Below are 23,357 nucleotides of genomic sequence, written 5' to 3'. Positions count from 1 at the left end.
GCAGGGTCACTCGCCGCCGCGCGAGGGCCGGCCGAACGGCCGGTCGGCCGGGTTGCCGTGACCGGCGGCGGCGACCCGGATGTCGCGCTGGACGGTCAGGTCGCGCTCGCGGCGGCCGTCGCGCCTGAGGCTGACGCGGTCGTCGCGCACCGGCTGCTGGAGCCGCTCCTCGGCGGCCAGGCCGTGCTGCAGCTGCCGGCCGCGCTCGAGCTCGGCGTCCAGCTCGGCACCGAGCACCAGGGCGGCGTGGGTGACCCAGAGCCACAGCAGCACCACGACGACACCGGCGAGCGCGCCGACGGTGCGGTCGTAGGTGCCGTAGGTGGCGACGAAGCAGGCCACCCCGACCGACGCCGCGACCCACACCAGGATCGCGACGAAGGCGCCGGGGGTCAGCAGCTTGAGCCGGCCGAACTTCACGTTGGGCGTCGCGTGGAGCAGCAGCGTCACCAGGACCACGACCACGAGCGCGAGCAGCGGCCACTGCGCCACCGACCACACCCCGACCACGTCGGCGGACAGGCCGAGCGCGTCGCCGAGCGTCTGCGCGACCGGGCCGGTCACGACCATCAGCGCCAGGGCGAGTGCGGCGAGCACGACGACGGCGAGGGTCAGCACCAGCTGGGCCGGGCGCAGCCGCCAGGAGGGACGGCCCTCCGGCACCTCGTGGACGGTGTTGGTGACGCGCGAGAAGGCGCGGACGTAGCCGTTGGCCGCCCACGCCAGCAGCAGCGCGGAGGCACCGACGAGGACCGCCGAGCCGACGTCGGACAGGCCTCCGAGCTCGGTGAGCCGACCGGTGACCAGGTCGACCGTGGCGCCCGAGAGCAGCCGCGAGAGCACGTCGTCGACGAGCGTGACCGCGGAGCCGGTCTGGCCGGTGAGGCCGACCAGGCCGAGCAGCAGCCCGAGACCGGGGACGGCGGCCAGCAGCGTCCACAGCGTCAGGGAGCCGGCGAGGTCGCTGCCGCGGTCCTCGCGGAACTCGGCGAGCGTGCGGCGCAGCACGAACCACGGCGAGCGTCGCCCGGCGGGCTCCGACGGCGAGGTGGCGGCCGCGGGGTCGTGGGCCTGGAGGCGCGTGCTGCCGGCGTCGGGGCGGGTGGGGGTGCTGGTGGACATGGGGTTATCCCTTTCCGTGGGGCGACCCGCCCGAGGGGAGGCCTGAGGGGGTGGGGTCGAGCTGGGACCAGGCGATGCCGTCGAGGATGTCGTGCTCGCTGACGAGCAGGGAGGCGACGGGAGTGCGTCGCAGCACCGCGGCGAGGATGAGTCCCCCGGCGCCGATGACGTCGGCACGACCGGGGTGCATGTAGCCGAGCGCCCGGCGCTGCTCGACGTCGAGGCTGAGCAGGTGGCTGACCGCGCCCTGCACGGCGTCGGCGCGCAGCACGCTGTGGTGGATCACCGAGCGGTCGTACGACGCCAGCCCGAGCACCGCGGCCGCGAGCGTCGTGACCGTGCCGGCCACCCCGACGACCGCGCCCGCCTGGGCGGGGTCGACCTCGCAGCCGTCGAGGGCGCTGTCGATGGCGGCGACCGCGGCCTCGACCTCCTCACGGGTCGGCGGGTCGCTGGGCAGGCAGCGCTCGGTCAGCCGCACCGAGCCGATGTCGAGGGAGTGCTGGGCGGTGACACCGCCCTCGGGGTCGCCGAGCACCAGCTCGGTCGAGCCGCCGCCGATGTCGAGGACGAGCAGCGGCCCGGGCAGGGGCGGCAGGTCGCGCACGGCGCCGGCGAAGGTGGCCCGCGCCTCGGCCTCGCCGTCCAGCACCTCCGGGGTGGTGCCGGTGCGGGCGCGGACGCCGTCGAGGAATTCCTGGGCGTTCTCGGCGTCGCGGGCGGCGGAGGTGGCGCAGAACCGGACCGAGGCGACGTCGTGGGGCTCGACCAGCCCCATCAGCTCCTCGACGCCGTCGAAGACGCGCTGCAGCGACGCCTCGGAGATCCGGCCGGTGCGGTCCACGCCCTGCCCCAGCCGCACGATCCGCATCTCGCGCACCAGCTCCTGGGAGGTCCCCCGCTCGGGGTCGAGGTCGGTGACGAGCACGCGCAGGCTGTTGGTGCCGCAGTCGAACGCGGCGACCCGCGTCACGGCTGCTCCCCCGCGCCGGTCCCCGAGGCAGACGCGTCCCGGAGCACGCACGGCCCCTTCTCCCACCAGGCACCGAGCCGGTCGAGGACCTCGTCGCCGAGCGGGTTGGTGCCGGGCCCAAGGGCCAGCGACTGGCCGGCGAGCACGTGCAGGCACTTCACCCGGTCGGGCATGCCGCCGGCGGAGACGCCCGCGATCTCGGGCACCTCGCCGATCTCGGCGCGCGCGGCCAGGTAGGCGTCGTGCGCCGCGGCGTACGCCGAGGCCAGGTCGGGGTCCTCGGCCAGCCGCTCGCTCATCTCGCGCATCAGGCCGGACGCCTCGAGGGTGCCGATCATCGACGCCGCCCGCGGGCAGGTGAGGTAGAAGGTGGTCGGGAACGGCGTGCCGTCGTCCAGGCGCGGCTCGGTCGCCACCACGTCGGGGTTGCCGCAGGGGCAGCGGTGGCCGACCGCGTGGATGGAGCGCGGGGGGCGGCCGAGCTGCGCGCCCACCACCGCGACGTCGTCGGGGTCGATCACGAGCCGTCCGCGGGCTGCTCGGGGGTGTCGAGCTCGCTCGGCGGCGTCGGGACCTTCTCGGGGTGGTCGGCGGTCTCGACCGAGCCCCACACCTTGTCCCACCACGCGTCGGTGACCTCCTCCTCCACGGAGTCGGGGTCGGTGAGCTCGTCGGTGCGCTCCAGCGGCTTCCCGTCGCGGTCGATCACCTGATAGCTGGTCTCGCCGGGCATCACCCAGCCGAACCGCTCCCGGGCCTGCGCCTCGACGTAGGCGTCGTCCTGCCACCGGCGCTTCTCGCGCTCCAGGCCCGCGATCTCGCGCTCGGAGCCGGCGATCTGCGCGCGCAGGTCGGCGATGTGGCTGCGCTGGTCGAGGAAGGCGCGCATCGAGGAGGCGTAGGACACGACCAGCACCGCCACGACGAGCACGAGGACCGCCATCCGCTGCGTGAACCGCGGCCGCGGGGCACGCGGGTCCTGCCGCTCGCGGGTGCCGCCGCTCGCGCGGGGCCGCAGGTTGCCCGGCAGGTGCCGCGGGGTCGAGACCGGACGCCCCGTGCGGGACGTACGGCGCGACCCGCGCTGCGGGTGTCGGGTGGCCACTCGTGGTCCTCCGGGTCAGCCTCGGAAGCGGGGGAAGGCGCCGCGGCCGGCGTAGCGCGCGGCGTCGTCGAGCTCCTCCTCGATGCGGAGGAGCTGGTTGTACTTCGCGACGCGCTCGGACCGCGCGGGGGCGCCGGTCTTGATCTGGCCGCAGTTGGTGGCCACGGCGAGGTCGGCGATGGTGGTGTCCTCGGTCTCGCCGGAGCGGTGGCTCATCATGCAGCGGAAGCCGTTGCGGTGCGCCAGGTCGACGGAGTCCAGGGTCTCGGTCAGCGAGCCGATCTGGTTGACCTTGACCAGCAGCGCGTTGGCCGAGCGGGCGTCGATGCCGCGCTGCAGCCGCTCGACGTTGGTGACGAACAGGTCGTCGCCGACGATCTGGATCTTCTCGCCCAGGCGCTCGGTGATCGCGGCCCAGCCGTCCCAGTCCTCCTCGTCGAGCGGGTCCTCGATGGAGACGATGGGGTACGCCGAGACCAGGTCGGCGTAGTAGTCGACCATCTCGGCGCTGGACTTCTTCTTGCCCTCGAAGGCGTACTTCTTCTTCTCGTGGAACTCGCTCGCGGCCACGTCGAGGGCCAGCACGACGTCGTCGCCCAGCTTCAGGCCGGTGGCGGCGACGGCCTCGGCGATGAGGTCGAGCGCCGCACGGTTGCTGGTCAGCTCGGGGGCGAAGCCGCCCTCGTCGCCGACGCCGGTCGCGAGGCCCTGCTTCTTCAGCACCGACTTCAGCGCCTGGTAGACCTCGGCGCCCTGCTGCAGCGCCTCGCGGAAGGTGGCCGCACCGATCGGGGCGACCATGAACTCCTGGACGTCGACGTTGGTGTCGGCGTGGGCGCCGCCGTTGAGGATGTTCATCATCGGCACGGGCAGCAGGTGGGCGTTGGGGCCGCCGACGTAGCGGAACAGCGGCAGTCCGGAGCTGAGCGCGGCCGCCCGGGCCACGGCCAGCGAGACGCCCAGGATGGCGTTGGCGCCGAGGTTGGCCTTGTTGGGCGTGCCGTCGAGGTCGAGCATCGCCTGGTCGACGAGGCGCTGGTCGGTGGCGTCGAGGCCGATGATCTCGGGCTCGATCTGGTCCTGCACGGCGGCGACGGCCTTCTCGGTGCCCTTGCCGCCGTAGCGGGAGCCGCCGTCGCGCAGCTCGACCGCCTCGAAGGCGCCGGTGGAGGCACCGGAGGGGACCGCGGCGCGACCCACGGAGTCGTCGTCGAGCAGCACCTCGACCTCGACCGTCGGGTTGCCCCGGGAGTCGAGGATCTCGCGGGCGATGACGGTGTCGATGGAAGCCAAGGGAGGTGCTCCTCGTGAGTCGGGCAGCGGCCCTCCCACCCTAACGGCGCGGACGCCCCTATCCGGGGAGCGCCGCGACCGCGAGGACGACCGGCTCGTCGGCCTCCGGGTCGCCCAGCGTCGTGCAGCGGGCGGCGCCGTCCAGGCGGCAGCTGACGTGGGAGGTGGCGCCGTCGGCTGCGGTCGCCCGGCCCGCCACGGTCGTGGGCGTCGACCAGGCCTCGGGCACGAACCGCTCGGGCAGGTCGGGCACCGTGACCTCGGTACCGTCGGGGCCGGTCACGCGGGGGGTGCCGTCGGCGGCCGAGGTCACGGCGTACTCCCCCGGGCCGGCGGCACGGGCGCGGGCCGTGAGCGCCGCGGGCGCGGGACCGGGGACCAGCCGGCCCGTGGCCAGGTCGTAGGCGCGGCGGCGGGTGTCACCCCGCAGGTCGACGAGCAGGCGGCGGCCGTCGCGGGAGAGCCCGACCCGCTCCACCCCCGGCAGCGTCGTGCCCTCCGCGCGGCGCAGGTCGACCGACCACAGCTCCCCCCGGGCGAGCACGTAGGCGCCGTCGGGCGTGGCCACCAGGCCCTCGACGGTGACCGGCGCGAGGTCGAGCGTGCGGCCGCCGACGTGCAGCTCGCTGCCCTGGGCCCACACCAGGCCGTCGTCGGTGAACCCGCTCGCCCCGCCCAGCGGGACCGTGGCGGGGGGCTGCAGGGTGGGGCTGGGGGTCGTGGTCACCGTTCGCGTCGGACGCGGCTCCAGCTCGTCGTCCTGGCCCCGCTGGCACCCGGCGGCGGTCAGGCACAGGGCGAGGGACAGCGCGACGGCTGCCGCCCTGCGGCTCACGGTCGTCGCCGTCGTACGGCGTCGCGCAGCGCCTGCTCGGGGTCGACCCCATGGGCCCGCGCCCGCTCGACGCACCCCAGCAGCTCCTCGCCGACGGCGACGGCCGGGTCGGGGTCCACGACGGGGAGGGGTGCCGCGATCCCGGCCCGCTCGTGGCGGTCGAGCACCTTGGCGGCGAAGGCCAGCGCGGGCAGCGCCGCCGGGATCCCCTCCCACAGGTCGTCGCGCTGCTTCTCGGTCGCCTTGGCGGCCTCCCAGGCCTCGTTGATCCGCACCGGGTCGGTCTCGACGAGGTCACCGAAGACGTGCGGGTTGCGGTGGCGCAGCTTGACCGCGAGACCCGCCGCGACGTCGTCGAGGTCGAAGCGGCCCTCCTGCTCGGCGATCGCGGCGTGGAAGAGCACCTGGAGCAGCAGGTCGCCCAGCTCCTCGCGGAGGTGGTCGTCCCGGCCGGGCCCGTCGGACTCGATCGCCTCGAGGGTCTCGTAGGTCTCCTCGAGCAGGTGCCGCGCCAACGTCCGGTGGGTCTGCGCCGCCTTCCAGCCGCACTCCGCCCGCAGCCGTCGCATCATCGCGACGACCTCGGGCAGGGCCTGCTGGTCCATCGTCCCCGTGCGGCTCAGCCGCACTTCTGGGAGGCGGGCAGCGCGGCGACGTAGGCCGGGTCGGCCTGCTCGGCCGATCCCTGCTTGGCGAACTCCGACGCCGCGGTCGAGACCGAGCCGCTGCCGCCGCCGGGGTTGCCGTCGGCGTCGGGGCTGTAGCGCGGGTCGGTGTCGACGTCCGCGTCCTTCACCCACGCGTCGCGCTGCTCGAGCCCGGCGTTGATGAGCTGCTCGATGTTCTCCGGGCTGGCCTCCTGGCCGGCCGCCTCGGCGCCGGCCTGGACGACGGCGGCCCGGCTGGCGGCGTACCGCTGCAGGGTCTCGCCGAGCACCTCGCCGGGCCGACCGCGCAGGCCCTGCACCTGGGTCTGCAGCTGGTCGTCGATGTAGGTCACCAGCGCCTTGGGCGCGGTGATGCCCTCGTCCTTCGCGAACGCCTCGTCGATCTCGATGTCGAGCAGGAGCTGCAGGCTCTGCTGCTTGATGCTCGCCAGGGCGACCGGCTGCGACTGGCCCTGCTGGCCCGCCTGCTCGATGGCGCCGCACTGCGCCTCGGCGAGCCGGTCGACGCTGGCGGAGGTGATGCGGGTGCCGTCGACGACCGCCGCCGTGCCCGGGGTGAGGCCGCTGCAGCCGGTGAGCAGGACGCCGCCGGCGCCGATCAGGGCGATGCCGCGCGTCCACCGGGCCCGAGGGCCCCCTCGGAGTGCAGTCACGATCCGGTCCTCTCGCTCGCGCCGGCCCCGACCGGGGCCTTGGCCTGGTCCGGGGCGATCACCCCGTCGATCACCTGCCGCGCCCAGTCGAGCAGCTCCTCGTCCCGCGGGGCGGGCGCACCGAAGCCGGGCGGCTGGGGCCGCGGCACGAGCATGGTAGCCACGGGAGCCTTGTAGAGGCTCTTGGGGTGCAGCCGGTTCAGGCGTACGACGCGCGACTCGGGCAGCTCGACCGGGTGGAACCGGACGTACTTGCCCTGCACCGTGACCTCGCTGACGCCGGCCTCGCGACAGCGGGCCCGGAAGCTGGCCACGCCCAGGAGCCGGACCACCTCGGCCGGCGGCTCGCCGTAGCGGTCGACCAGCTCCTCGCGCAGCGTGGCGACGTCCTCGTCGGAGCGCACCTCGGCCAGCCGCTTGTACATCTCCAGGCGCAGCCGCTCGCTGGGCACGTAGTCGTGGGGCAGGTGGGCCTCCACCGGCAGCTCGATCTTGACCTCGACGGCCTGCTCGGGTGCCGATCCGTCCTGACGGAACTCCGCGACCGCCTCGCCGACGAGCCGGACGTAGAGGTCGAAGCCGACGTCGGCGATGTGGCCCGACTGCTCGCCGCCGAGCAGGTTGCCCGCGCCGCGGATCTCGAGGTCCTTCATCGCGATCGCCATGCCGCCGCCGAGGTCGGAGTGCTGGGCCAGGGTGGCCAGGCGCTCGTGGGCGGTCTCGGTGAGCGGCTTGTCGCGCGGGTAGAGGAAGTAGGCGTAGGCCCGCTCCCGCGACCGGCCCACCCGGCCGCGCAGCTGGTGCAGCTGGGACAGGCCGAGGGTGTCGGCCCGCTCGATGATCATCGTGTTGGCGTTGGAGACGTCCAGGCCCGACTCGACGATGGTGGTGCACACCAGCACGTCGAAGCGCTTCTCCCAGAAGTCGAGCATCACCTGCTCGAGCTGGTGCTCCCCCATCTGGCCGTGGGCGGTGGCGACCCGCGCCTCGGGCACCAGCTCCTGGATCTTCGCGGCGGCCTTCTCGATCGAGCTGACCCGGTTGTGGATGAAGAACACCTGCCCGTCGCGCAGCAGCTCCCGGCGTACGGCGGCCGCGACCTGGCGGTCCTCGTAGCCGCCCACGTAGGTCAGCACCGGGTGCCGCTCCTCGGGCGGCGTCGCGATCGTCGACATCTCGCGGATGCCGGTGATCGCCATCTCCAGGGTGCGCGGGATCGGTGTCGCCGACATCGAGAGCACGTCGACGCTGGTGCGCAGCCGCTTCATCTGCTCCTTGTGCTCGACGCCGAAGCGCTGCTCCTCGTCGACCACGATCAGCCCGAGGTCCTTCATCGTGATGTCGGGGTTGAGCAGCCGGTGGGTGCCGATGACGATGTCGACGCTGCCGTCGGCGAGCCCGGCGAGGACCTCCTTGGCCTCCTTGTCGGTCTGGAACCGGCTCAGCGGCTTCAGGGTGACCGGGAAGCCGCTCATCCGCTCGGCGAAGGTGGAGAAGTGCTGGGTCACCAGCAACGTCGTGGGCACCAGCACCGCGACCTGCTTGCCGTCCTGCACCGCCTTGAAGGCGGCGCGCACCGCGATCTCGGTCTTGCCGTAGCCGACGTCGCCGCAGACCAGGCGGTCCATCGGGACCACCTGGCGCATGTCGGACTTGACCTCCTCGACCGTGCTCAGCTGGTCGGGCGTCTCGTGGAACGGGAAGGCGTCCTCGAGCTCGGTCTGCCAGGGCGTGTCGGGGCCGAAGGCGTGGCCCTGCGTGGCCTGGCGGGCGGCGTACAGCTTGATCAGCTCGGCCGCGATCTGGCGCACCGCCTTCTTGGCGCGGCCCTTGCGCTTGGCCCAGTCGGCGCCGCCGAGCCGGTCCAGGCTGGGCTGCTCGCCGCCGACGTAGCGGGTGACCTGGTCGAGCGCGTCGGCGGGCACGTAGAGGCGGTCGGCCGGGTGGCCGCGCTTGGAGGCGCCGTACTCCAGGACGAGGTACTCGCGGACCGCGCCGTGGACGGTGCGCTGCTTCATCTCCACGAACCGGCCCACGCCGTGCTGCTCGTGGACCACGAAGTCGCCGGCCTTGAGCTCGAGCGGGTCGATCTGCTTCTTGCGGCGGGCCGGCATCTTGCGCATGTCGCGCGTGGTCGCCTTCTGCCCCGCGATGTCCTCGCCGGTCAGCAGCAGCAGCCCGGGGTCGGCGAGGGTGAGGCCGTGGGCCAGGCAGCCCTGGCCCACCTGCACCACGCCGTCGGCACGGTCGGCGAAGGCCTGGTCGGCGACCAGCGTGGCGGGCACGTCGTGCTCGCCCAGCACCTCGACCATCCGCTGGGCCGGCCCGGCGCCCTGGTGCAGCGTCACGACCGTCTGCCCGGCGGCCAGCGCGGCGCGGATGTCGCCGACCGCCTGCTCGACGTCGCCGCGGTAGGTCTCGGCCGGCTGGGCCCCGACCTCGAGGGCCCCGGAGTCGAGGTCGAGACCGAACGGCGAGATCCCCCACCAGGCCCGGCCGCTGTCGCGGACCACCTCGCGCACCTCGGCGATGCCCTGCAGCGAGGCCGAGCCGAGGTCGATCGGGGCGGTGCCGCCCGAGGCGGCCGCCGCCCAGCTCGCGTCGAGGAACTCCTCGCTCGTCTGCACCAGGTCGCGGGCGCGGGTGCGGACCCGCTCCGGGTCGAGCACGAGCACGTGCGAGTCGGCCGGGAGCAGGTCGACCAGCAGCTCCATCTCCTCCACGAGCACCGGGGTCAGCGACTCCATGCCCTCGACGGCCACGCCCTCGGCCAGCTTGTCGGTCAGCTCGCGCAGCTGCGGGTGCTGCTCGCCGAGCTCGCGCGCGCGGCGGCGTACGTCATCGGTGAGCAGGAGCTCGCGGCACGGCGGCGCCCACAGCCGCTCCACGGGCTCCAGGGTGCGCTGGTCGGCGACGGCGAAGCTGCGGATCTCGTCGATCTCGTCGCCGAAGAACTCCACCCGCAGCGGGTGCTCCTCGGTGGGCGGGAAGACGTCGACGATGCCGCCGCGCACCGCGAACTCGCCACGCTTCTCCACCAGGTCGACCCGGGAGTACGCCGCGCCGGCCAGTCGCGCGACCACGTGCTCGAGCTCGACCTCCTGGCCGGGCTGGAGCTCGACCGGCTCGAGGTCGGCCAGGCCCTTGACCTGGGGCTGGAGCACCGACCGCACCGGGGCGACGACGACCTGCAGCGGCCCGTTGGACGCGTCGGTGCCGGGGTGCACCAGCCGGCGCAGCACCGCCAGCCGACGGCCGACGGTGTCGCTGCGGGGGCTCAGCCGCTCGTGCGGGAGGGTCTCCCAGGCGGGGAACAGCGCCACCTGGTCGGCTCCGAGCAGGTCGGCGAGCTCCTCGGTCAGGTCCTCGGCCTCGCGGACCGTGGCGGCGACGGCCAGCACCGTGCGGCCGGCCCGGACCAGGCCCTCGACGACGAACGGCCGCAGCGCCTGCGGCCCCACCAGGTCGAGGCCCGCCCCGGGGTCGCCGGCCCGCGACAGCGCGTCGGCGAGCACCGGCTCGCGGAGCACCATCGCGCTCAGCGGGGACAGCGGGGAGGGGGTGGGGAGGGGCACAGACACTTCCTTGGGCACGCGCGTCGACCCCCGGACGTGCGCGCCAGGGGGTGGGCCCAGTCTACGAACCCGGGCGAAGCACGGCTCCCGTGGCTAGTGGTCGGCCGGGCCCAGCAGGCAGAACTCGTTGCCCTCCGGGTCGGCCAGGACGATCCACCCGGTGTCGGGACCGTGGAGACCGCGCAGGTCGGCGACCTGGCGGGCCCCGATCCCGAGCAGCCGCTCCAGCTCCTCGGCCTGGCTGCCCGCGCTGGGCCGCAGGTCGAGGTGGACCCGGTTCTTGACCTGCTTGTCCTCGGGCACCTCGATGAACAGCAGCGGGTGGCCGCCGTCGGGCCGTTGGATCCAGCACTCGTCGTGGCCGGGCTCGTTGCCGTCCTCGGGGTCGTCGACGTACTCCAGCACCTGCTTCCAGAACTCCGAGAGCGCGTAGGCGTCGCGGCAGTCGAACGAGGTGTGCGAGACGAAGGAGGTCATGGCCCCACCCTGCCCCGGGCGGGGCGGGCCGCGCGACCTACTTCTTGCGCACCGGGCGCACGACGAGCACGGGGCACGGCGCGGAGTGCTGCACCCGCTGGGCCGTGCTGCCGAGCAGCACCGTGTTGCTCAGGCCGCGGCTGCCGCTGGCGACGACGACGAGCTCGGCGCCCAGGGCCTTGGCGGCCTTGACGATCTCGCTGGCGGGCGAGCCGCTGCGCAGCCGCTGGTGGACCTGCGGGCCCCAGCCCTCGAACACGGCCGCCACCGTGGCGACGGCGTCCTCGGCCGCCTCGCGGAAGCTGCGGTCGTGCGGCTTCTCCTTGCTGATCTCGTCGGCGAAGGCCACCGAGGCGTAGGGGCTGACGACACCGACCACCGAGATGTCGGTGATCTTGGCGGGGTCGGCGAAGGACATCAGCTTCTTGGCGGCGGCCAGCGACTGCTTGGACCCGTCCGTGGCGACGACGACGTGCATGTCAGCGGCTCTCCTCACCCAGGGTCTGCTCTCCACGATCCAGGCCGGACGGCCGGTCGCGCTTGCCGAAGAAGTACTCGAAGACGAACAGCGCGACCCCGACCGCGATCAGCCCGAGGCACCAGATCACCGAGGTGGGGTCGTCCTGCACGGTGTAGAAGAGCACCGCCAGGTTGCCGACGAGGCCGAGCACGAGCAGCGGTCGCGGTGCCCGGTAGTGCTCGGTGTTGACCTCGGTCGTGCCGAGCTTCATGCAGGCGATGATCACCATCGAGTAGATGATCAGGAGCAGCACGACGGTGACCGACGCGAGCCGGGCGACGACGTCGATGCTCAGGCCGGCCGACTTCAGGCCCTGGCTGATGCTGAGCAGGATCATCACCACGGCGGCGGAGAAGATCAGCCCCACGACGGGGCTGCGTCGCGTGGGGTGCACCTTGCCGAAGACCGCGGGGACGACGTCCTCGCGGGCCATGCCGTAGAGCACGCGGGGCTGGGTGACGATCGCGACCAACGTGGTGTTGGTGATCGCGGTCATGGCGATGATCGCGAAGACGATGGAGACGACGCCGACCGGGAGCGGGAGCACGCCCGACTCGACCACGGTGAGCAGGGCCGCGTCGGAGTCGGCCAGCGTGCCGACCGGGACCGTGAGCGCGGCGGCGATCGAGACCAGCACGTAGAAGATGCCGGCGCCGGCCATGCCGCCGATGAGCGCCCGCGGGAAGTTGCGGGCCGGGTCGACGACCTCCTCGGCCACGTTGGCGGCGTTCTCGAAGCCCGTCATGGCGAAGAAGGCCAGCGAGACGCCGGCGACGACCGCGAAGATCGGGTTGCCCTCGGCGCTGAAGTCGCCGAGCACCGCGAAGTCGGCGTCGCCCTGGAAGACCACGACGACGCCGATGATCATCACGATGACCAGGCCGAAGACCTCCACGAAGGTCATCACCATGTTGGCCACCACCGACTCGGTGATGCCGATGTAGTTCACGACGGCGAGCAGCGCGATGAAGACGAGCGAGACCAGCAGGATCGGTGGCGCCGCCCAGACCTCGGCGAAGTAGCTCGCGAACCCGGTGGCCAGGGACCCGGCCGCGGCGAAGCTCGAGGCCAGGAACAGCACCGTCACCAGGAAGGTCAGCGGCTTGTTGCCGAAGGCCTTGTTGATGTAGAGCGCAGCCCCGGCGGCACGGGGGTACTTCGTCGCGAGCTCGGCGTAGGCCATGCCCGTCACGGTCGCGATGGTCACGCCCACGGCGAAGGCGACGAAGAAGGCGCCACCCACCGCGGCGGCGACCGAGCCGATCAGGACGTAGATGCCGGAGCCGAGGACGTCACCGAGGACGTAGAAGAACAGCAGCCGACCGGTGATGGAGCGCTTGAGGTCGCCGTCGGGCTCGGCGTCGGAGGTGTTCACGGACGTGTCGGACACGGTGCCTCACTTCGGAGCCGTCGAACGGAACGATTCGCCCCACTAGACCGGTATCGACCAGAGGTGTCAACCGCGCCGCGCCCGCTAGGAGACGACGACCTCGATGCGCTGGAACTCCTTGACGTCCGTGTAGCCCGTGGTGGCCATCGCCCGCTTGAGCGCCCCCACGAGGTTCATCGTCCCGTCGGCCACGACCGAGGGACCGAACAGGATCTCCTCCAGGCTGCCGACGGTGCCGAACTCGACCCGCTGGCCGCGCGGGAGCTCGGGGTGGTGCGCCTCGGCGCCCCAGTGGAAGCCGCGGCCGGGTGCGTCGGTGGCCCGCGCCAACGGCGAGCCGATCATCACGGCGTCGGCGCCGCAGGCGATGGCCTTGGCGATGTCACCGCTGCGACCGATCGAGCCGTCGGCGATGACGTGGACGTAGCGGCCGCCCGACTCGTCCATGTAGTCGCGACGGGCCGCGGCGACGTCGGCCACCGCGCTGGCCATCGGGACGGCGACGCCGAGCACGGTGCGGGTGGTGTGCGCCGCTCCCCCGCCGAAGCCGACCAGCACGCCGGCCGCACCGGTGCGCATGAGGTGGAGCGCCGCCTGGTGGGTGGCGCAGCCGCCGACGATGACCGGGACGTCGAGCTCGTAGATGAACTCCTTGAGGTTCAGCGGCTCGGCGTTGGACGAGACGTGCTCCGCGCTGACGGTGGTGCCGCGGATGACGAACATGTCGACGCCGGCGTCGACGACGGTCTTGGCGAACTCCTTGGTGCGCTGCGGGCTCAGCGAGCCGGCCACGGTCACCCCGGCGTCGCGGACCTGGCGGATGCGCTCGGTGATCAGCTCGGCCCGGATCGGGGCGGTGTAGATCTCCTGCATCCGGCGCACGGCGTCGGGGCCGGTCAGGCCGGCGACCTCGACCAGTAGGTCGCTCGGGTCGTCGTAGCGCGTCCAGAGGCCCTCGAGGTTGAGCACGCCCAGCCCGCCGTGACCACCGAAGGCGATCGCGGTCTCCGGGGACATCACGGAGTCCATCGGGGCGGCGAGGATCGGCAGGTCGAACCGGTAGGCGTCGATCTGCCAGGCGGTCGAGACCTCCTCGGGGTCGCGGGTGCGACGGCTCGGGACGATCGCGATGTCGTCGAAGGCGTAGGCGCGGCGACCGCGCTTGGCACGGCCGATCTCGATCTCGGTCACCCGGGGAGCCTATCGGTGCTCGGCCCCGGCCCCGGGGTGGCGCCCGGGCCGTTGACCGCGTGGTCGAAGGCCTGGCGCAGCCAGGCGGCGTGCCGCTCGCGCGGCCAGCCGAACGCCGCCATCGACCGGTAGGCCTCGCCCGAGCACAGCATCTGCACCTCGACCACGGCGTCGGGCCGCGGGGCAGCACCTCGGGTGAGGGCGCGCACGAGCCTGCGCGACGTGCCGATCCGCTGCAGCTCGGCTCCCTGCACGATGCCGCGCACCGTGGCGTCGCGCGAGACGGCCTCGGCGATGACCGGCACGAGGTGGGACATGCCCGAGGCGGCGTCCAGCACGGTGTCGGCGACCCTGGCCAGGCGTACGTCGACGTCGGGCTCGTCCTCCAGGCGCAGGTCGTCGAAGACCGACTGCAGGTCGGCGTGCGTGCCGATGATGGTGCGCCACACCATCGCCGAGAACACCTCGCCCTTGGTGCCGAGGACGCGGTGGATGCGCGAGGTCGCCACCCCCGACTCCTCGGCGAGCTGCTGCATCGTCGTCCCGGCCCACCCCTGCGCCGGGAAGCAGCGCTCGGCGGCGTCGAGCACCCGGGCACGGTCCTCCTCGGCAGCCTCGCCCACCGCCGGGGGGCGGGCCGGGGCGTCGGCCAGGTCGCGGTGCATCACCAGCAGGTCGGTGACCTCGCCGGAGGGACGCCGGAACGCGCCCGGCACCCGACCCACGACCTCGAAGCCCAGCGAGCGCCACAGTGCGACCGCCGCGGTGTTGGTGGCCACGACCGCGTTGAACTGGATCGCGGCGTACCCCGCCTCGCGGTGCCAGGCGACGACGTGCTCGCCCAGCAGCCGCCCCACCCCGCGACCGCGGGCCGCGGAGGCGACCATGAACGACGCGGTGCCGACGTGGCTGCCCTGGGCGGGTCGGTTGGGGCCCGCCTTGGCCGCGCCGAGGACGTGGGCCGGGTCCTCGGCGTCCACCGCCACCACGAGGAGCTCGCCGGCCCAGAAGTCGCGGGTCTCCTGCTGGTCGGCCGGGACCTCGAGCGCGTAGGTCTCGCCCGCGCGCGCCACCTCGACCACGAGGGCGTGCACCTGCGGCCAGTCCTGCTCCGCGAGGGGCCGGACCAGGACGGGTGCGCTCACCGCGACCGCACCGGGTCGCCGACCCGGATCGTCCCGGGCGTGCGGACCTCGGCGTACACGCCCAGGCGGGCGTCGCGCTCGCGGCCCAGCGCCGTGAGGAGACCCGGCTGCTCGGTGAGGCCGTCCTGGGCGGCGTCGACCATCCGGCAGCGCACGGTGCGCCCGAGCAGGTGGAGCACCACCCCGCCGACCTCGACCTCGGTGCCCTCCCAGCCCTCCTCGACGAAGGGCTCCTCGGTCGCGACGAGCAGGTTGGCGCGCAGCCGCCGGGCCTCGCCGTCGACGCCGAGGTGCTCGCGGCACCAGTCGAGGGTGGCGGTGCCCACCAGCGACACCGGGGCGGCGTCCTGGTGGGGAGCCCCCGTCTCCGGGAGCACGCGCACCCGGGCGCCCATCTCCTCGCTCAGGGCTGCGTCGAGGGCGGGGTCGCCCACCGCCCAGGTGCCGCCCGGGCCGCTGACACGGACGCCCTCGGCCGTCGTGCTGGCCGCGTGGGCGAGGACCTCGTCGCGTCGACGGAACCGACGACCGGCCTTCCCGCTGGCGAACCGGCCCTCGTCGTCGACCACGGCGTACCAGCGGTCACCCACCAGCCCGCGGTGGTCGACCTCGACGACCTCGAGCGCCTCGCCCGCCATGGCCTTGACGGGGTAGCGGCGCAGTCGTGTGACCCGCACCGCTCAGCGCCAGGAGTAGTTGGGCGCCTCGGCCGTGATCTGCACGTCGTGCGGGTGGCTCTCCTTGAGCCCGGCCGAGGTGATCCGGACGAACCGGCCGCGCTCGCGCAGCTCGGGGACGGTGCGCGCGCCGACGTAGAACATCGACTGGTGCAGGCCGCCCAACAGCTGGTGGGCGACGGCGGCGAGGGGGCCGCGGTAGGCCACCTGACCCTCGATGCCCTCGGGGACGATCTTGTCGTCGCTCTCCACGTCGGCCTGGAAGTAGCGGTCCTTGGAGTAGGACTTCTTGCCGCGGCTGCTCATGGCGGCCAGCGAGCCCATGCCGCGGTAGGACTTGTACTGCTTGCCGTTGACGAAGACCAGCTCGCCGGGGCTCTCCTCGCAGCCGGCGAGGAGCGAGCCGAACATCACCGACTCGGCCCCGGCGACCAGGGCCTTGGCGATGTCGCCGGAGTACTGCAGGCCGCCGTCGGCGATGAGCGGCACGTCGGCCGGGCCGCAGGCGAGCGAGGCCTCGTGGACCGCGGTGACCTGGGGCACGCCGACGCCGGCGACCACGCGGGTGGTGCAGATCGAGCCCGGACCGACGCCCACCTTGACGGCGTCGACGCCCGCGTCGATCAGCGCCTGGGCGCCCGCACGGGTGGCGACGTTGCCGCCGATCACCTGCACGTGCTGCGTGGCCGGGTCGGCCTTGAGGCGGCGGATCATGTCGAGCAGCAGCCGGGCGTGGCCGTGGGCGGTGTCGACGACGAGCACGTCGACGCCCGCCTCGACCAGCGTGGTGGCCCGCTCCCAGGACTCCCCGAAGTAGCCGACCGCCGCGCCGACCAGCAGCCGGCCGTCGGCGTCGTTGGAGGCGTCGGGGAACTGCTCGGACTTCACGAAGTCCTTGACCGTGATCAGCCCGGCGAGGCGACCCTCGGTGTCCAGGATCGGCAGCCGCTCGCGCTTATGCTGGCGCAGCAGCGCGGTGGCGTCCTCGCGCGAGATGCCGACCGGTGCGGTGACCAGCGGCATCGGGGTCATCACCTCGTCGACCTTGGTGGTGGCCCACTCCGCGACCGGGGTGAAGCGCAGGTCGCGGTTGGTGATGATGCCGAGCAGCCGGTTGTCGAGGTCGACGACGGGCAGGCCGGAGACGCGGTACTCGCCGCAGATGGCGTCGAGCTCCTCCAGCGTCGCGTCGGGGCCGATCACCACCGGGTTGGAGATCATGCCGGTCTGGGTCCGCTTCACCAGGTCGACCTGGTAGGCCTGGTCCTCGATGGAGAGGTTGCGGTGCAGGATGCCGATGCCGCCCTGGCGGGCCATCGCGATCGCCATCCGCGACTCGGTGACGGTGTCCATGGCGCTGGAGATCAGCGGGGTGCGCAACGTGATGCCGCGGGTCAGTCGGGTGGCGGTGTCCACCTCGCTGGGGATCACGTCGGTCTCGCCGGGCAGCAGCAGGACGTCGTCGTAGGTCAGCCCCAGGGTCGCGAACTTGGCGGGGACGTCGTCGGAGGTCATCGTCGCGGGGCCTTCCGGAGCGGGGTGGGAGAGACCTCGATCCTAACCGTCGGCGACGGCACGATCTTCCCCCGGCTCGGGCGCGGGCGGGCCGCTGCCGGCGGTCAGCCGACGGGGGTGGTGCTGCCCCGGGCGCCGTGGCCCGCCAGCGGGATCCGGGCCTGGAGCACGCCCTGCGTGACCCGGATCCGGGCACGCATCCCGGTGCTGCACACCATCGAGACGAAGCCCTCGTCCTCGGCCGGCGCCAGCAGCACCATCTCGGCCAGGCCGCGCTCGGCCACGAGGTCGCAGGCGCGCTGCAGCAGCGCGCTCCCGATGCCCAGCCGACGCCACGCCGGGGCGACCTCGATGGTGACCTCCTGGGCCTCGGTCGGCGCCACCGTGGCCACACCGACCGTGTGGCCACCGATCCGGGCCACGAGGCCGGTCGGGGACACGGCGTACGACACCCCGGCGGAGCGGGGCCGGCCCCCGGCCGAGGCGGCCTCGTCAGGACCGCCCGCCTCGGCGAGCGCGGTCAGCGCACCGGCCCGGGAGTGCTCCGTGGCGGTCCACCGCTCCGGGTGCGGCCCGAGCAGCTTGTCCAGCAGCTCCGGCAGCCGGGTGGGGTCGCCCACCACGTCCTGGGCGGCGGCGAGCCACCGCGTGGGCTGGTCGATCAGGTCGTGGGTGGTGCAGGGTTCGACGCTCACCTCGTCCCCGCCTGCACCACCCACGAGCTCAGCGACCGCCCGCGCGGTCCAGCCCTCGGGCGTGCTGATCACCAGCTCGTCGGTGACCTTCCCGAGATCGGGGAACAGCTGCAGGCCCAGGATGTTGAGGCCCGCGTCCCCGCAGGTCGAGGCCAGGCTCGCGAGCGCACCGGGACGGTCCGTCAGCGAGGCTCGCACTCGGAAGAACATGTGCGTCACTGTGCTGGGCCCGTGTTGCGGATCCGATGCGTCCGTATTTCGGTGAGGTCAACTCACCCGCACGGCCCTCAGACGACGAGCCCGAGCAGCAGCACGAACACCAGGCCGGAGACCGACAGCACGGTCTCCATCAGCGACCAGGACCTGATGGTCTGGCCGACCGAGAGCCCGAAGTACTCCTTGACCAGCCAGAACCCGGCGTCGTTGACGTGGCTGAAGAACACCGAGCCCGCGCCGATGGCCAGGACCACCAGCGACACCTCGGGCTGGCTCAGTCCCTCCACCAGGCCCAGCATCAGCGCCGAGGCGGTGATGGTGGCCACCGTCGCGGAGCCGGTGGCGAGGCGGATCAGCACGGCCACGAACCAGGCGAGGAGCAGCACCGAGACGTCGGCGTCGCGGGCCCAGTCGGCGAGCAGCGTGCCGACGCCGGTGTCGACGAGGACCTGCTTGAAGCCACCGCCGGCGGCGACGATGAGCAGGATGCCGGCGATCGCCGGCAGCGAGGTCTCCACCGACTTCGTGATGCCGGCACGGTCCATGCCCGAGCCGCGGCCGAAGGTGAACATCGCGACCAGGACGGCGATCAGCAGCGCGGTGAAGGGGTTGCCGATCACGTCGAAGACCTGGCGGACGGTGTTCTCCTCGTCGGTGAGGAAGATGTCGACCAGCGCCTTGAGCATCATCAGCGCCACGGGCAGCAGCACCGTGAACAGGGTGACGCCGAAGCCCGGACGGCTCGCGACCGGCTTCTCCTCGCGGGACTCGAACAGCTCCGGAGCCGGTACGTCGACCCAGCGGCCCGCCAGCTTGCCGAACAGCGGGCCGGCGACCACGACCGTCGGGACCGCGACGATGACGCCGAACAGCAGCGTGGTGCCGAGGTCGGCGCCCAGCGAGTCGATCGCCACGAGCGGGCCGGGGTGGGGCGGGACGAGGCCGTGCATCGCGGAGAGGCCGGCCAGGGTCGGGATGCCGATCGCGATCACCGACATCTGGGCCCGACGGGCGACGAGGTAGATCACCGGCATCAGCAGCACGAGGCCGATCTCGAAGAACATCGGCAGCCCGATCAGCGCACCGACGCCGGCCATCGCCCACGGCAGCGTCCGGGCCGAGGCCCGCGAGACGATCGTGTCGACGATCTGGTCCGCGCCGCCGGAGTCGGCCAGCAGCTTGGCGAACATCGCACCCAGGGCGATCAGCGCACCGACACCGGCGGCCGTGGTGCCGAAGCCGGTCGAGAAGCTGGTGATGACGTCGTTGATGTTCTGCCCGGCGACGATGCCGACGGTCAGCCCGCCGAGGATCAGCGCCAGGAACGGGTGGACCTTGGCCCACGTGATCAGCACGACGATGAGGGCGATCGCGGCCAGGGCCGCGACGACGAGCTGCAGGCCGGAGGCGACGGGCTCGGCCAGGGGCGCGGCGTCGGCGGCCGGGACGGACAGGAGTGGCAACGGGATCATCGGGTCCTGCTCTCGGTGGTGGTGTGCTGGTCGACGTACGCCTGGACGATCGCGTCGACGGACTGGTCGACGCTGATCACCTGGCCGGGCTCGTGCGGACCGAGCGGCTCGAGCGTGGCGAACTGGGAGTCCAGGAGCGAGGCCGGCATGAAGTGACCCGGCCGGCTGGCCTGGCGCCTCGCGATGACCTCACGGGTGCCCTCGAGGTGGACCAGCTCGGCCCGCGGCGCGTGGTGGCGGAGCTGGTCGCGGTAGGCCACCTTGAGCGCCGAGCAGCTCATCACGCCGCCCGAGGCGTCGTGGTCGGCCAGCCAGGCGCCCACCGCGTCGAGCCAGGGCCCGCGGTCGGTGTCGTCGAGCGCGTGGCCGGCGCTCATCTTGGCGATGTTGGCGTCGGGGTGGAAGTCGTCGGCGTCGGCGTACGGCACCCCGAGGCGCTGCGCGAGCGCGGCCCCGACGGTCGACTTGCCCGATCCGGAGACGCCCATGACGACGACGAGCGGAGCGCCGGGGGCGGCCGGCGACGGAGGTGCTGACATGCGTGGCTCCCGTGGTGCCGCCGTGGCGGCGTCTGTGATGGTCGCCACAGCATGCCGCCAAAGATCTGATCTTTGCAAGGGGTCGCGGAACATTGATCAGATCTTTCCTTCGCGGGCGGCGCCTGCCAGGATCGCGGCATGACCGTCCCCCGCGTGCACGGCGCGCTCCACGCCGAGCTGCTCGACGCCCTGGGCGAGCGCCTCGTCGCGGGCGGCCTCCCCGCGGGCACGGTGCTGACCCTGGAGGGCATCGCCCGCGAGCACGGCGTCTCCGTCCCCGTCGCCCGCGAGGCGGTGCGCGTCCTGGACTCGATGGGGATGCTCACCTCGCGCCGTCGGGTCGGCGTCACCGTGCAGCCGCGCGAGCGGTGGCACGTCTTCGACCCCCGGCTGATCCGCTGGCGCCTGGCCGGCGACGACCGGGCGGCTCAGCTGCTCTCCCTCGCCGAGCTGCGCCGCGGGTTCGAGCCGGTCGCCGCCTCCCTGGCCGCGACCCGGGCGACCCCCGAGCAGTGCGCCTCCCTGGCCGCGGCCGTCAGCGACATGGCCGTCCACGGCCGCGCCGGCGACCTGGAGTCCTACCTCGTCGCGGACGTCCGCTTCCACGCCACCCTGCTCGCCGCCAGCGGCAACGAGATGATCCGGGCGCTGGCCGACGTCGTCGCCGAGGTGCTCGCCGGACGCACCCACCACGACCTGATGCCCGCCCGGCCCAACCCCGCCGCCATCGCCCTCCACGACGCCGTCGCCCGGGCGGTCCGCGAGGGCGACGCCCCCGCCGCCGAGGCTGCCATGCGCGGCATCATCGACGAGGCCGCCGAGGCGTTGGGCGAGCAGGCGGGCGGGTAGGGGGCGGGTCCGGAGCGGGGCCGGCCCGGGCTCCGCGGTTTCCCGAGGTCGCTCGGGAGACCGTCACTGCGCCGGAGCGACGACCCCGGCCGAGCAGCCAGCTCTCCGGCCCACCACCCTCGCGGCGTACGACGGGCAGCCGGACGGGACACCCGGACATCTCGGGCCGCTCGACGGCCACTCCAGGCCACCACCCCCGCACGCACACCGGCCCGCCGCGCAGGAGCGCGACGGGCCGGCGGGTGGAGCTGGGTGGAGCTGGGTGGAGCGAGGGGCTCAGTGGCCGTGACCGTGGCCGTGGCCACCGGCGTCGGGCTCCTCCTCCTCGGGCTTGTCCACCACGAGGGTCTCGGTGGTGAGCAGCATGCCCGCGATGGAGGTGGCGTTGGTGAGCGCCGACTTGGTGACCTTGACCGGGTCGAGGACGCCCTGGGAGACCAGGTCGCCGTACTCGCCGGTCGCGGCGTTGTAGCCGTTGCCGACACCGAGCTCGCGGACCTTGGCGACCACGACGTAGCCCTGCTCGCCGCCGTTCTCGGCGATCCAGCGCAGCGGCTCGTCGACGGAGCGTCGGACGATGCGCACGCCGGTCGCCTCGTCGCCGGTCAGGCCGAGGTCGGTGAGCGCGGAGGCCGCGTGGACGAGGGCGGAGCCGCCACCGGCGACGATGCCCTCCTCGATCGCGGCGCGCGTCGCGGAGACGGCGTCCTCGATGCGGTGCTTCTTCTCCTTGAGCTCGACCTCGGTGGCCGCACCCACGCGGACGACGCACACGCCGCCGGCGAGCTTGGCGAGGCGCTCCTGGAGCTTCTCGCGGTCCCAGTCGGAGTCGGTGGCGTCGATCTCGGCCTTGATCTGGTTGACGCGGCCGTTGACCTCGTCGGCCTTGCCGCCGCCCTCGACGATCGTGGTGTTGTCCTTGGTGACCACGATGCGACGGGCGGTGCCGAGCACGTCGAGCCCGACCTGGTCGAGCTTGAGGCCGACCTCGGGGGCGACGACCTGGCCACCGGTGAGGGTGGCGATGTCCTGCATCATCGCCTTGCGGCGGTCACCGAAGGCGGGGGCCTTGACGGCGACGGCGTTGAAGGTGCCGCGGATCTTGTTCACGACCAGGGTCGAGAGGGCCTCGCCCTCGACGTCCTCGGAGAGGATGAACAGCGGCTTGCCGGCCTGGATGACCTTCTCCAGCAGGGGCAGCAGCTCGGAGATGGCCGAGATCTTCCCCTGGTGCAGCAGGATGTAGGGGTCGTCGAGGACGGCCTCCATCGACTCCTGGTCGGTGACGAAGTAGGGCGACAGGTAGCCCTTGTCGAACTGCATGCCCTCGGTGAACTCGAGGTCGGTGCCCATGGTGTTGGACTCCTCGACGGTGATGACACCGTCCTTGCCGACCTTGTCGAAGGCCTGCGCGAGCAGGTCGCCGATGTGGGCGTCACGGCTCGACACGGTGGCCACGGCCGCCATGTCGGAGCGGTCGTCGACGTCGCGGGCCGCGGCCGAGAGGGCGTCGCACATGGCGGCGGACGCGAGGTCCATGCCGCGCTTGAGCGCCAGCGGGTTGGCGCCGGCGGCAACGGCGCGGATGCCCTCGTGGACCATGGCCTGGGCCAGCACGGTGGCGGTGGTGGTGCCGTCACCGGCGACGTCGTTGGTCTTGGTGGCCACCTCCTTGGTCAGCTGGGCCCCGAGGTTCTCGAAGGGGTCGTCCAGCTCGATCTCACGCGCGACGGTCACGCCGTCGTTGGTGATCGTGGGGGCGCCCCACTTCTTGTCCAGGACGACGTAGCGGCCGCGCGGGCCCAGCGTCACCTTGACGGCGTTGGCGAGGGCGTCGACGCCCCGCTCGAGGGAGCGGCGGGCGTGCTCGTCGAACTCCAGGATCTTCGGCATCTCGGTGGATGCTCCTTCCGGTCGGGTCAGGAAAAGACGACAGTCCGGGCCGGGGTACGTCGGCGAGCGGGCTCGCGGACGACCGGGGCCCGGACTGGCGGTGGATCAGGGGTGGTGCGGGTGGATCAGGAGACGACGGCGAGGACGTCGCGCGCGGAGAGGATGAGGTACTCCTCGCCGGCGTACTTCACCTCGGTGCCGCCGTACTTGCTGTAGATGACCTTGTCGCCGACCTGCACGTCGAGCGGGACGCGGTTGCCGTTGTCGTCGACGCGGCCGGGACCGATGCTCAGGACCTCGCCCTCCTGGGGCTTCTCCTTGGCGGTGTCCGGGATGACCAGGCCGGACGCCGTGGTCTGCTCGGCCTCCAGGGCCTTGACGACGATCCGGTCCTCGAGGGGCTTGATGTTGACCGACACGTTGTCGACCTCCACTTTCCACGCAGTTGTCTGGGGTTGGCTTGCGAAGTTCGGCACTTGTGGCGGAGCACGCCGTCGCGGGGGTCGTACGCCGTACAAGCGCTGGCACACTCACGGGGAGAGTGCCAACGAAAA

Annotated in this window: 22 protein-coding genes; 1 reads left to right on the top strand and 21 read right to left on the bottom strand. The window is 73.1% G+C overall.

Going from position 1 to position 23,357, the window contains the following annotated elements; genetic code table 11:
* Nucleotides 1-6 precede the first annotated feature (6 nt).
* The 19 genes from EDD33_RS02800 to EDD33_RS02710 form a co-directional block, all read right to left on the bottom strand.
* Nucleotides 7-1,122 carry a YhjD/YihY/BrkB family envelope integrity protein gene (locus EDD33_RS02800; protein WP_123389012.1) on the bottom strand — a complete coding sequence of 372 codons (1,116 nt, stop codon included), beginning with the start codon at nucleotides 1,120-1,122 and terminating at the stop codon, nucleotides 7-9.
* Nucleotides 1,123-1,126: 4 nt separating this feature from the next.
* Nucleotides 1,127-2,095 carry a Ppx/GppA phosphatase family protein gene (locus tag EDD33_RS02795; protein WP_123389011.1) on the bottom strand — a complete coding sequence of 323 codons (969 nt, stop codon included), beginning with the start codon at nucleotides 2,093-2,095 and terminating at the stop codon, nucleotides 1,127-1,129.
* On the bottom strand, nucleotides 2,092-2,616 hold the full coding sequence (locus EDD33_RS02790) for a DUF501 domain-containing protein (RefSeq protein ID WP_123389010.1): 525 nt from the start codon (nucleotides 2,614-2,616) through the stop codon (nucleotides 2,092-2,094). The genes EDD33_RS02795 and EDD33_RS02790 overlap by 4 nt, the downstream gene beginning before the upstream one ends.
* Nucleotides 2,613-3,200: an FtsB family cell division protein gene (locus tag EDD33_RS02785; RefSeq protein WP_246003329.1), complete on the bottom strand. Its 588-nt coding sequence runs from the start codon at nucleotides 3,198-3,200 to the stop codon at nucleotides 2,613-2,615. Before EDD33_RS02785 ends, EDD33_RS02790 begins: the two co-directional genes overlap by 4 nt.
* A 15-nt stretch (nucleotides 3,201-3,215) precedes the next feature.
* Nucleotides 3,216-4,493 (bottom strand): phosphopyruvate hydratase, encoded by a 1,278-nt coding sequence (eno, locus tag EDD33_RS02780; RefSeq protein ID WP_123389009.1) that lies wholly within the window; start codon nucleotides 4,491-4,493, stop codon nucleotides 3,216-3,218.
* Between the two features lie 58 nt (nucleotides 4,494-4,551).
* On the bottom strand, nucleotides 4,552-5,328 hold the full coding sequence (locus tag EDD33_RS02775; RefSeq protein ID WP_123389008.1) for a hypothetical protein: 777 nt from the start codon (nucleotides 5,326-5,328) through the stop codon (nucleotides 4,552-4,554).
* Nucleotides 5,325-5,933, bottom strand: coding sequence for a nucleoside triphosphate pyrophosphohydrolase (locus tag EDD33_RS02770; RefSeq protein ID WP_148076916.1), 609 nt, complete (start codon nucleotides 5,931-5,933; stop codon nucleotides 5,325-5,327). Before EDD33_RS02770 ends, EDD33_RS02775 begins: the two co-directional genes overlap by 4 nt.
* Before the next feature lie 14 nt (nucleotides 5,934-5,947).
* Nucleotides 5,948-6,649, bottom strand: a complete 702-nt coding sequence (locus EDD33_RS02765; RefSeq protein WP_123389006.1) for a SurA N-terminal domain-containing protein — start codon at nucleotides 6,647-6,649, stop codon at nucleotides 5,948-5,950.
* A complete protein-coding gene (gene mfd / locus EDD33_RS02760) occupies nucleotides 6,646-10,182 on the bottom strand; it encodes a transcription-repair coupling factor (RefSeq protein WP_123392930.1) in 3,537 nt (1,178 codons plus the stop codon). Before mfd ends, EDD33_RS02765 begins: the two co-directional genes overlap by 4 nt.
* A 135-nt stretch (nucleotides 10,183-10,317) precedes the next feature.
* Entirely contained in the window at nucleotides 10,318-10,701 is a 384-nt protein-coding gene (locus tag EDD33_RS02755; RefSeq protein ID WP_123389005.1) for a VOC family protein, read from the bottom strand.
* Nucleotides 10,702-10,738: 37 nt separating this feature from the next.
* Complete coding sequence (locus tag EDD33_RS02750) at nucleotides 10,739-11,179, bottom strand: universal stress protein (protein WP_123389004.1); 441 nt, start codon at nucleotides 11,177-11,179, stop codon at nucleotides 10,739-10,741.
* A 1-nt stretch (nucleotide 11,180) separates the two neighbouring features.
* Nucleotides 11,181-12,611 (bottom strand): APC family permease, encoded by a 1,431-nt coding sequence (locus EDD33_RS02745; RefSeq protein ID WP_123389003.1) that lies wholly within the window; start codon nucleotides 12,609-12,611, stop codon nucleotides 11,181-11,183.
* Between the two features lie 84 nt (nucleotides 12,612-12,695).
* The gene (locus tag EDD33_RS02740; RefSeq protein ID WP_123389002.1) at nucleotides 12,696-13,802 is read right to left on the bottom strand and encodes a GuaB3 family IMP dehydrogenase-related protein; all 1,107 of its coding nucleotides are present in this window, start codon (nucleotides 13,800-13,802) and stop codon (nucleotides 12,696-12,698) included.
* On the bottom strand, nucleotides 13,799-14,947 hold the full coding sequence (locus EDD33_RS02735; protein ID WP_123389001.1) for a GNAT family N-acetyltransferase: 1,149 nt from the start codon (nucleotides 14,945-14,947) through the stop codon (nucleotides 13,799-13,801). Before EDD33_RS02735 ends, EDD33_RS02740 begins: the two co-directional genes overlap by 4 nt.
* Nucleotides 14,944-15,624, bottom strand: a complete 681-nt coding sequence (locus EDD33_RS02730; protein WP_123389000.1) for an MOSC domain-containing protein — start codon at nucleotides 15,622-15,624, stop codon at nucleotides 14,944-14,946. The genes EDD33_RS02735 and EDD33_RS02730 overlap by 4 nt, the downstream gene beginning before the upstream one ends.
* Before the next feature lie 3 nt (nucleotides 15,625-15,627).
* Nucleotides 15,628-17,139 (bottom strand): IMP dehydrogenase, encoded by a 1,512-nt coding sequence (guaB, locus tag EDD33_RS02725; protein WP_123388999.1) that lies wholly within the window; start codon nucleotides 17,137-17,139, stop codon nucleotides 15,628-15,630.
* A 104-nt stretch (nucleotides 17,140-17,243) separates the two neighbouring features.
* Nucleotides 17,244-18,044, bottom strand: coding sequence for a GNAT family N-acetyltransferase (locus tag EDD33_RS02720; protein WP_123388998.1), 801 nt, complete (start codon nucleotides 18,042-18,044; stop codon nucleotides 17,244-17,246).
* Between the two features lie 77 nt (nucleotides 18,045-18,121).
* Nucleotides 18,122-19,522, bottom strand: coding sequence for a GntP family permease (locus EDD33_RS02715; RefSeq protein ID WP_123388997.1), 1,401 nt, complete (start codon nucleotides 19,520-19,522; stop codon nucleotides 18,122-18,124).
* The gene (locus EDD33_RS02710; protein WP_246003328.1) at nucleotides 19,519-20,061 is read right to left on the bottom strand and encodes a gluconokinase; all 543 of its coding nucleotides are present in this window, start codon (nucleotides 20,059-20,061) and stop codon (nucleotides 19,519-19,521) included. The genes EDD33_RS02715 and EDD33_RS02710 overlap by 4 nt, the downstream gene beginning before the upstream one ends.
* A 138-nt stretch (nucleotides 20,062-20,199) precedes the next feature.
* Here EDD33_RS02710 and EDD33_RS02705 point away from each other — a divergent pair, with 138 nt between their 5' ends.
* Nucleotides 20,200-20,910 (top strand): FadR/GntR family transcriptional regulator, encoded by a 711-nt coding sequence (locus EDD33_RS02705; protein ID WP_123388995.1) that lies wholly within the window; start codon nucleotides 20,200-20,202, stop codon nucleotides 20,908-20,910.
* A 276-nt stretch (nucleotides 20,911-21,186) separates the two neighbouring features.
* On the opposite strand, the gene groL is transcribed toward EDD33_RS02705, so the two are convergent.
* Entirely contained in the window at nucleotides 21,187-22,803 is a 1,617-nt protein-coding gene (groL, locus tag EDD33_RS02700; protein WP_123388994.1) for a chaperonin GroEL, read from the bottom strand.
* Between the two features lie 125 nt (nucleotides 22,804-22,928).
* Entirely contained in the window at nucleotides 22,929-23,222 is a 294-nt protein-coding gene (gene groES / locus EDD33_RS02695; RefSeq protein WP_056539586.1) for a co-chaperone GroES, read from the bottom strand.
* Nucleotides 23,223-23,357: the final 135 nt, after the last annotated feature.

Origin of the sequence: Nocardioides aurantiacus (assembly GCF_003752505.1) — a bacterium.
Classification (GTDB): domain Bacteria; phylum Actinomycetota; class Actinomycetes; order Propionibacteriales; family Nocardioidaceae; genus Marmoricola; species Marmoricola aurantiacus.
The sequence above is the reverse complement of the archived record's forward strand: the minus strand, read 5'-3'. Positions and strand labels throughout refer to the sequence as shown.

Coding starts and splice junctions, on each gene's coding strand:
- EDD33_RS02800 (WP_123389012.1), bottom strand. CDS start 1,122: ATGTCCACCAGCACCCCCACCCGCCCCGACGCCGGCAGCACGCGCCTC.
- EDD33_RS02770 (WP_148076916.1), bottom strand. CDS start 5,933: ATGGACCAGCAGGCCCTGCCCGAGGTCGTCGCGATGATGCGACGGCTG.
- mfd (WP_123392930.1), bottom strand. CDS start 10,182: ATGGTGCTCCGCGAGCCGGTGCTCGCCGACGCGCTGTCGCGGGCCGGC.
- EDD33_RS02755 (WP_123389005.1), bottom strand. CDS start 10,701: ATGACCTCCTTCGTCTCGCACACCTCGTTCGACTGCCGCGACGCCTAC.
- EDD33_RS02750 (WP_123389004.1), bottom strand. CDS start 11,179: ATGCACGTCGTCGTCGCCACGGACGGGTCCAAGCAGTCGCTGGCCGCC.
- guaB (WP_123388999.1), bottom strand. CDS start 17,139: ATGACCTCCGACGACGTCCCCGCCAAGTTCGCGACCCTGGGGCTGACC.
- EDD33_RS02720 (WP_123388998.1), bottom strand. CDS start 18,044: ATGTTCTTCCGAGTGCGAGCCTCGCTGACGGACCGTCCCGGTGCGCTC.
- EDD33_RS02715 (WP_123388997.1), bottom strand. CDS start 19,522: ATGATCCCGTTGCCACTCCTGTCCGTCCCGGCCGCCGACGCCGCGCCC.
- EDD33_RS02710 (WP_246003328.1), bottom strand. CDS start 20,061: ATGTCAGCACCTCCGTCGCCGGCCGCCCCCGGCGCTCCGCTCGTCGTC.
- EDD33_RS02705 (WP_123388995.1), top strand. CDS start 20,200: ATGACCGTCCCCCGCGTGCACGGCGCGCTCCACGCCGAGCTGCTCGAC.
- groL (WP_123388994.1), bottom strand. CDS start 22,803: ATGCCGAAGATCCTGGAGTTCGACGAGCACGCCCGCCGCTCCCTCGAG.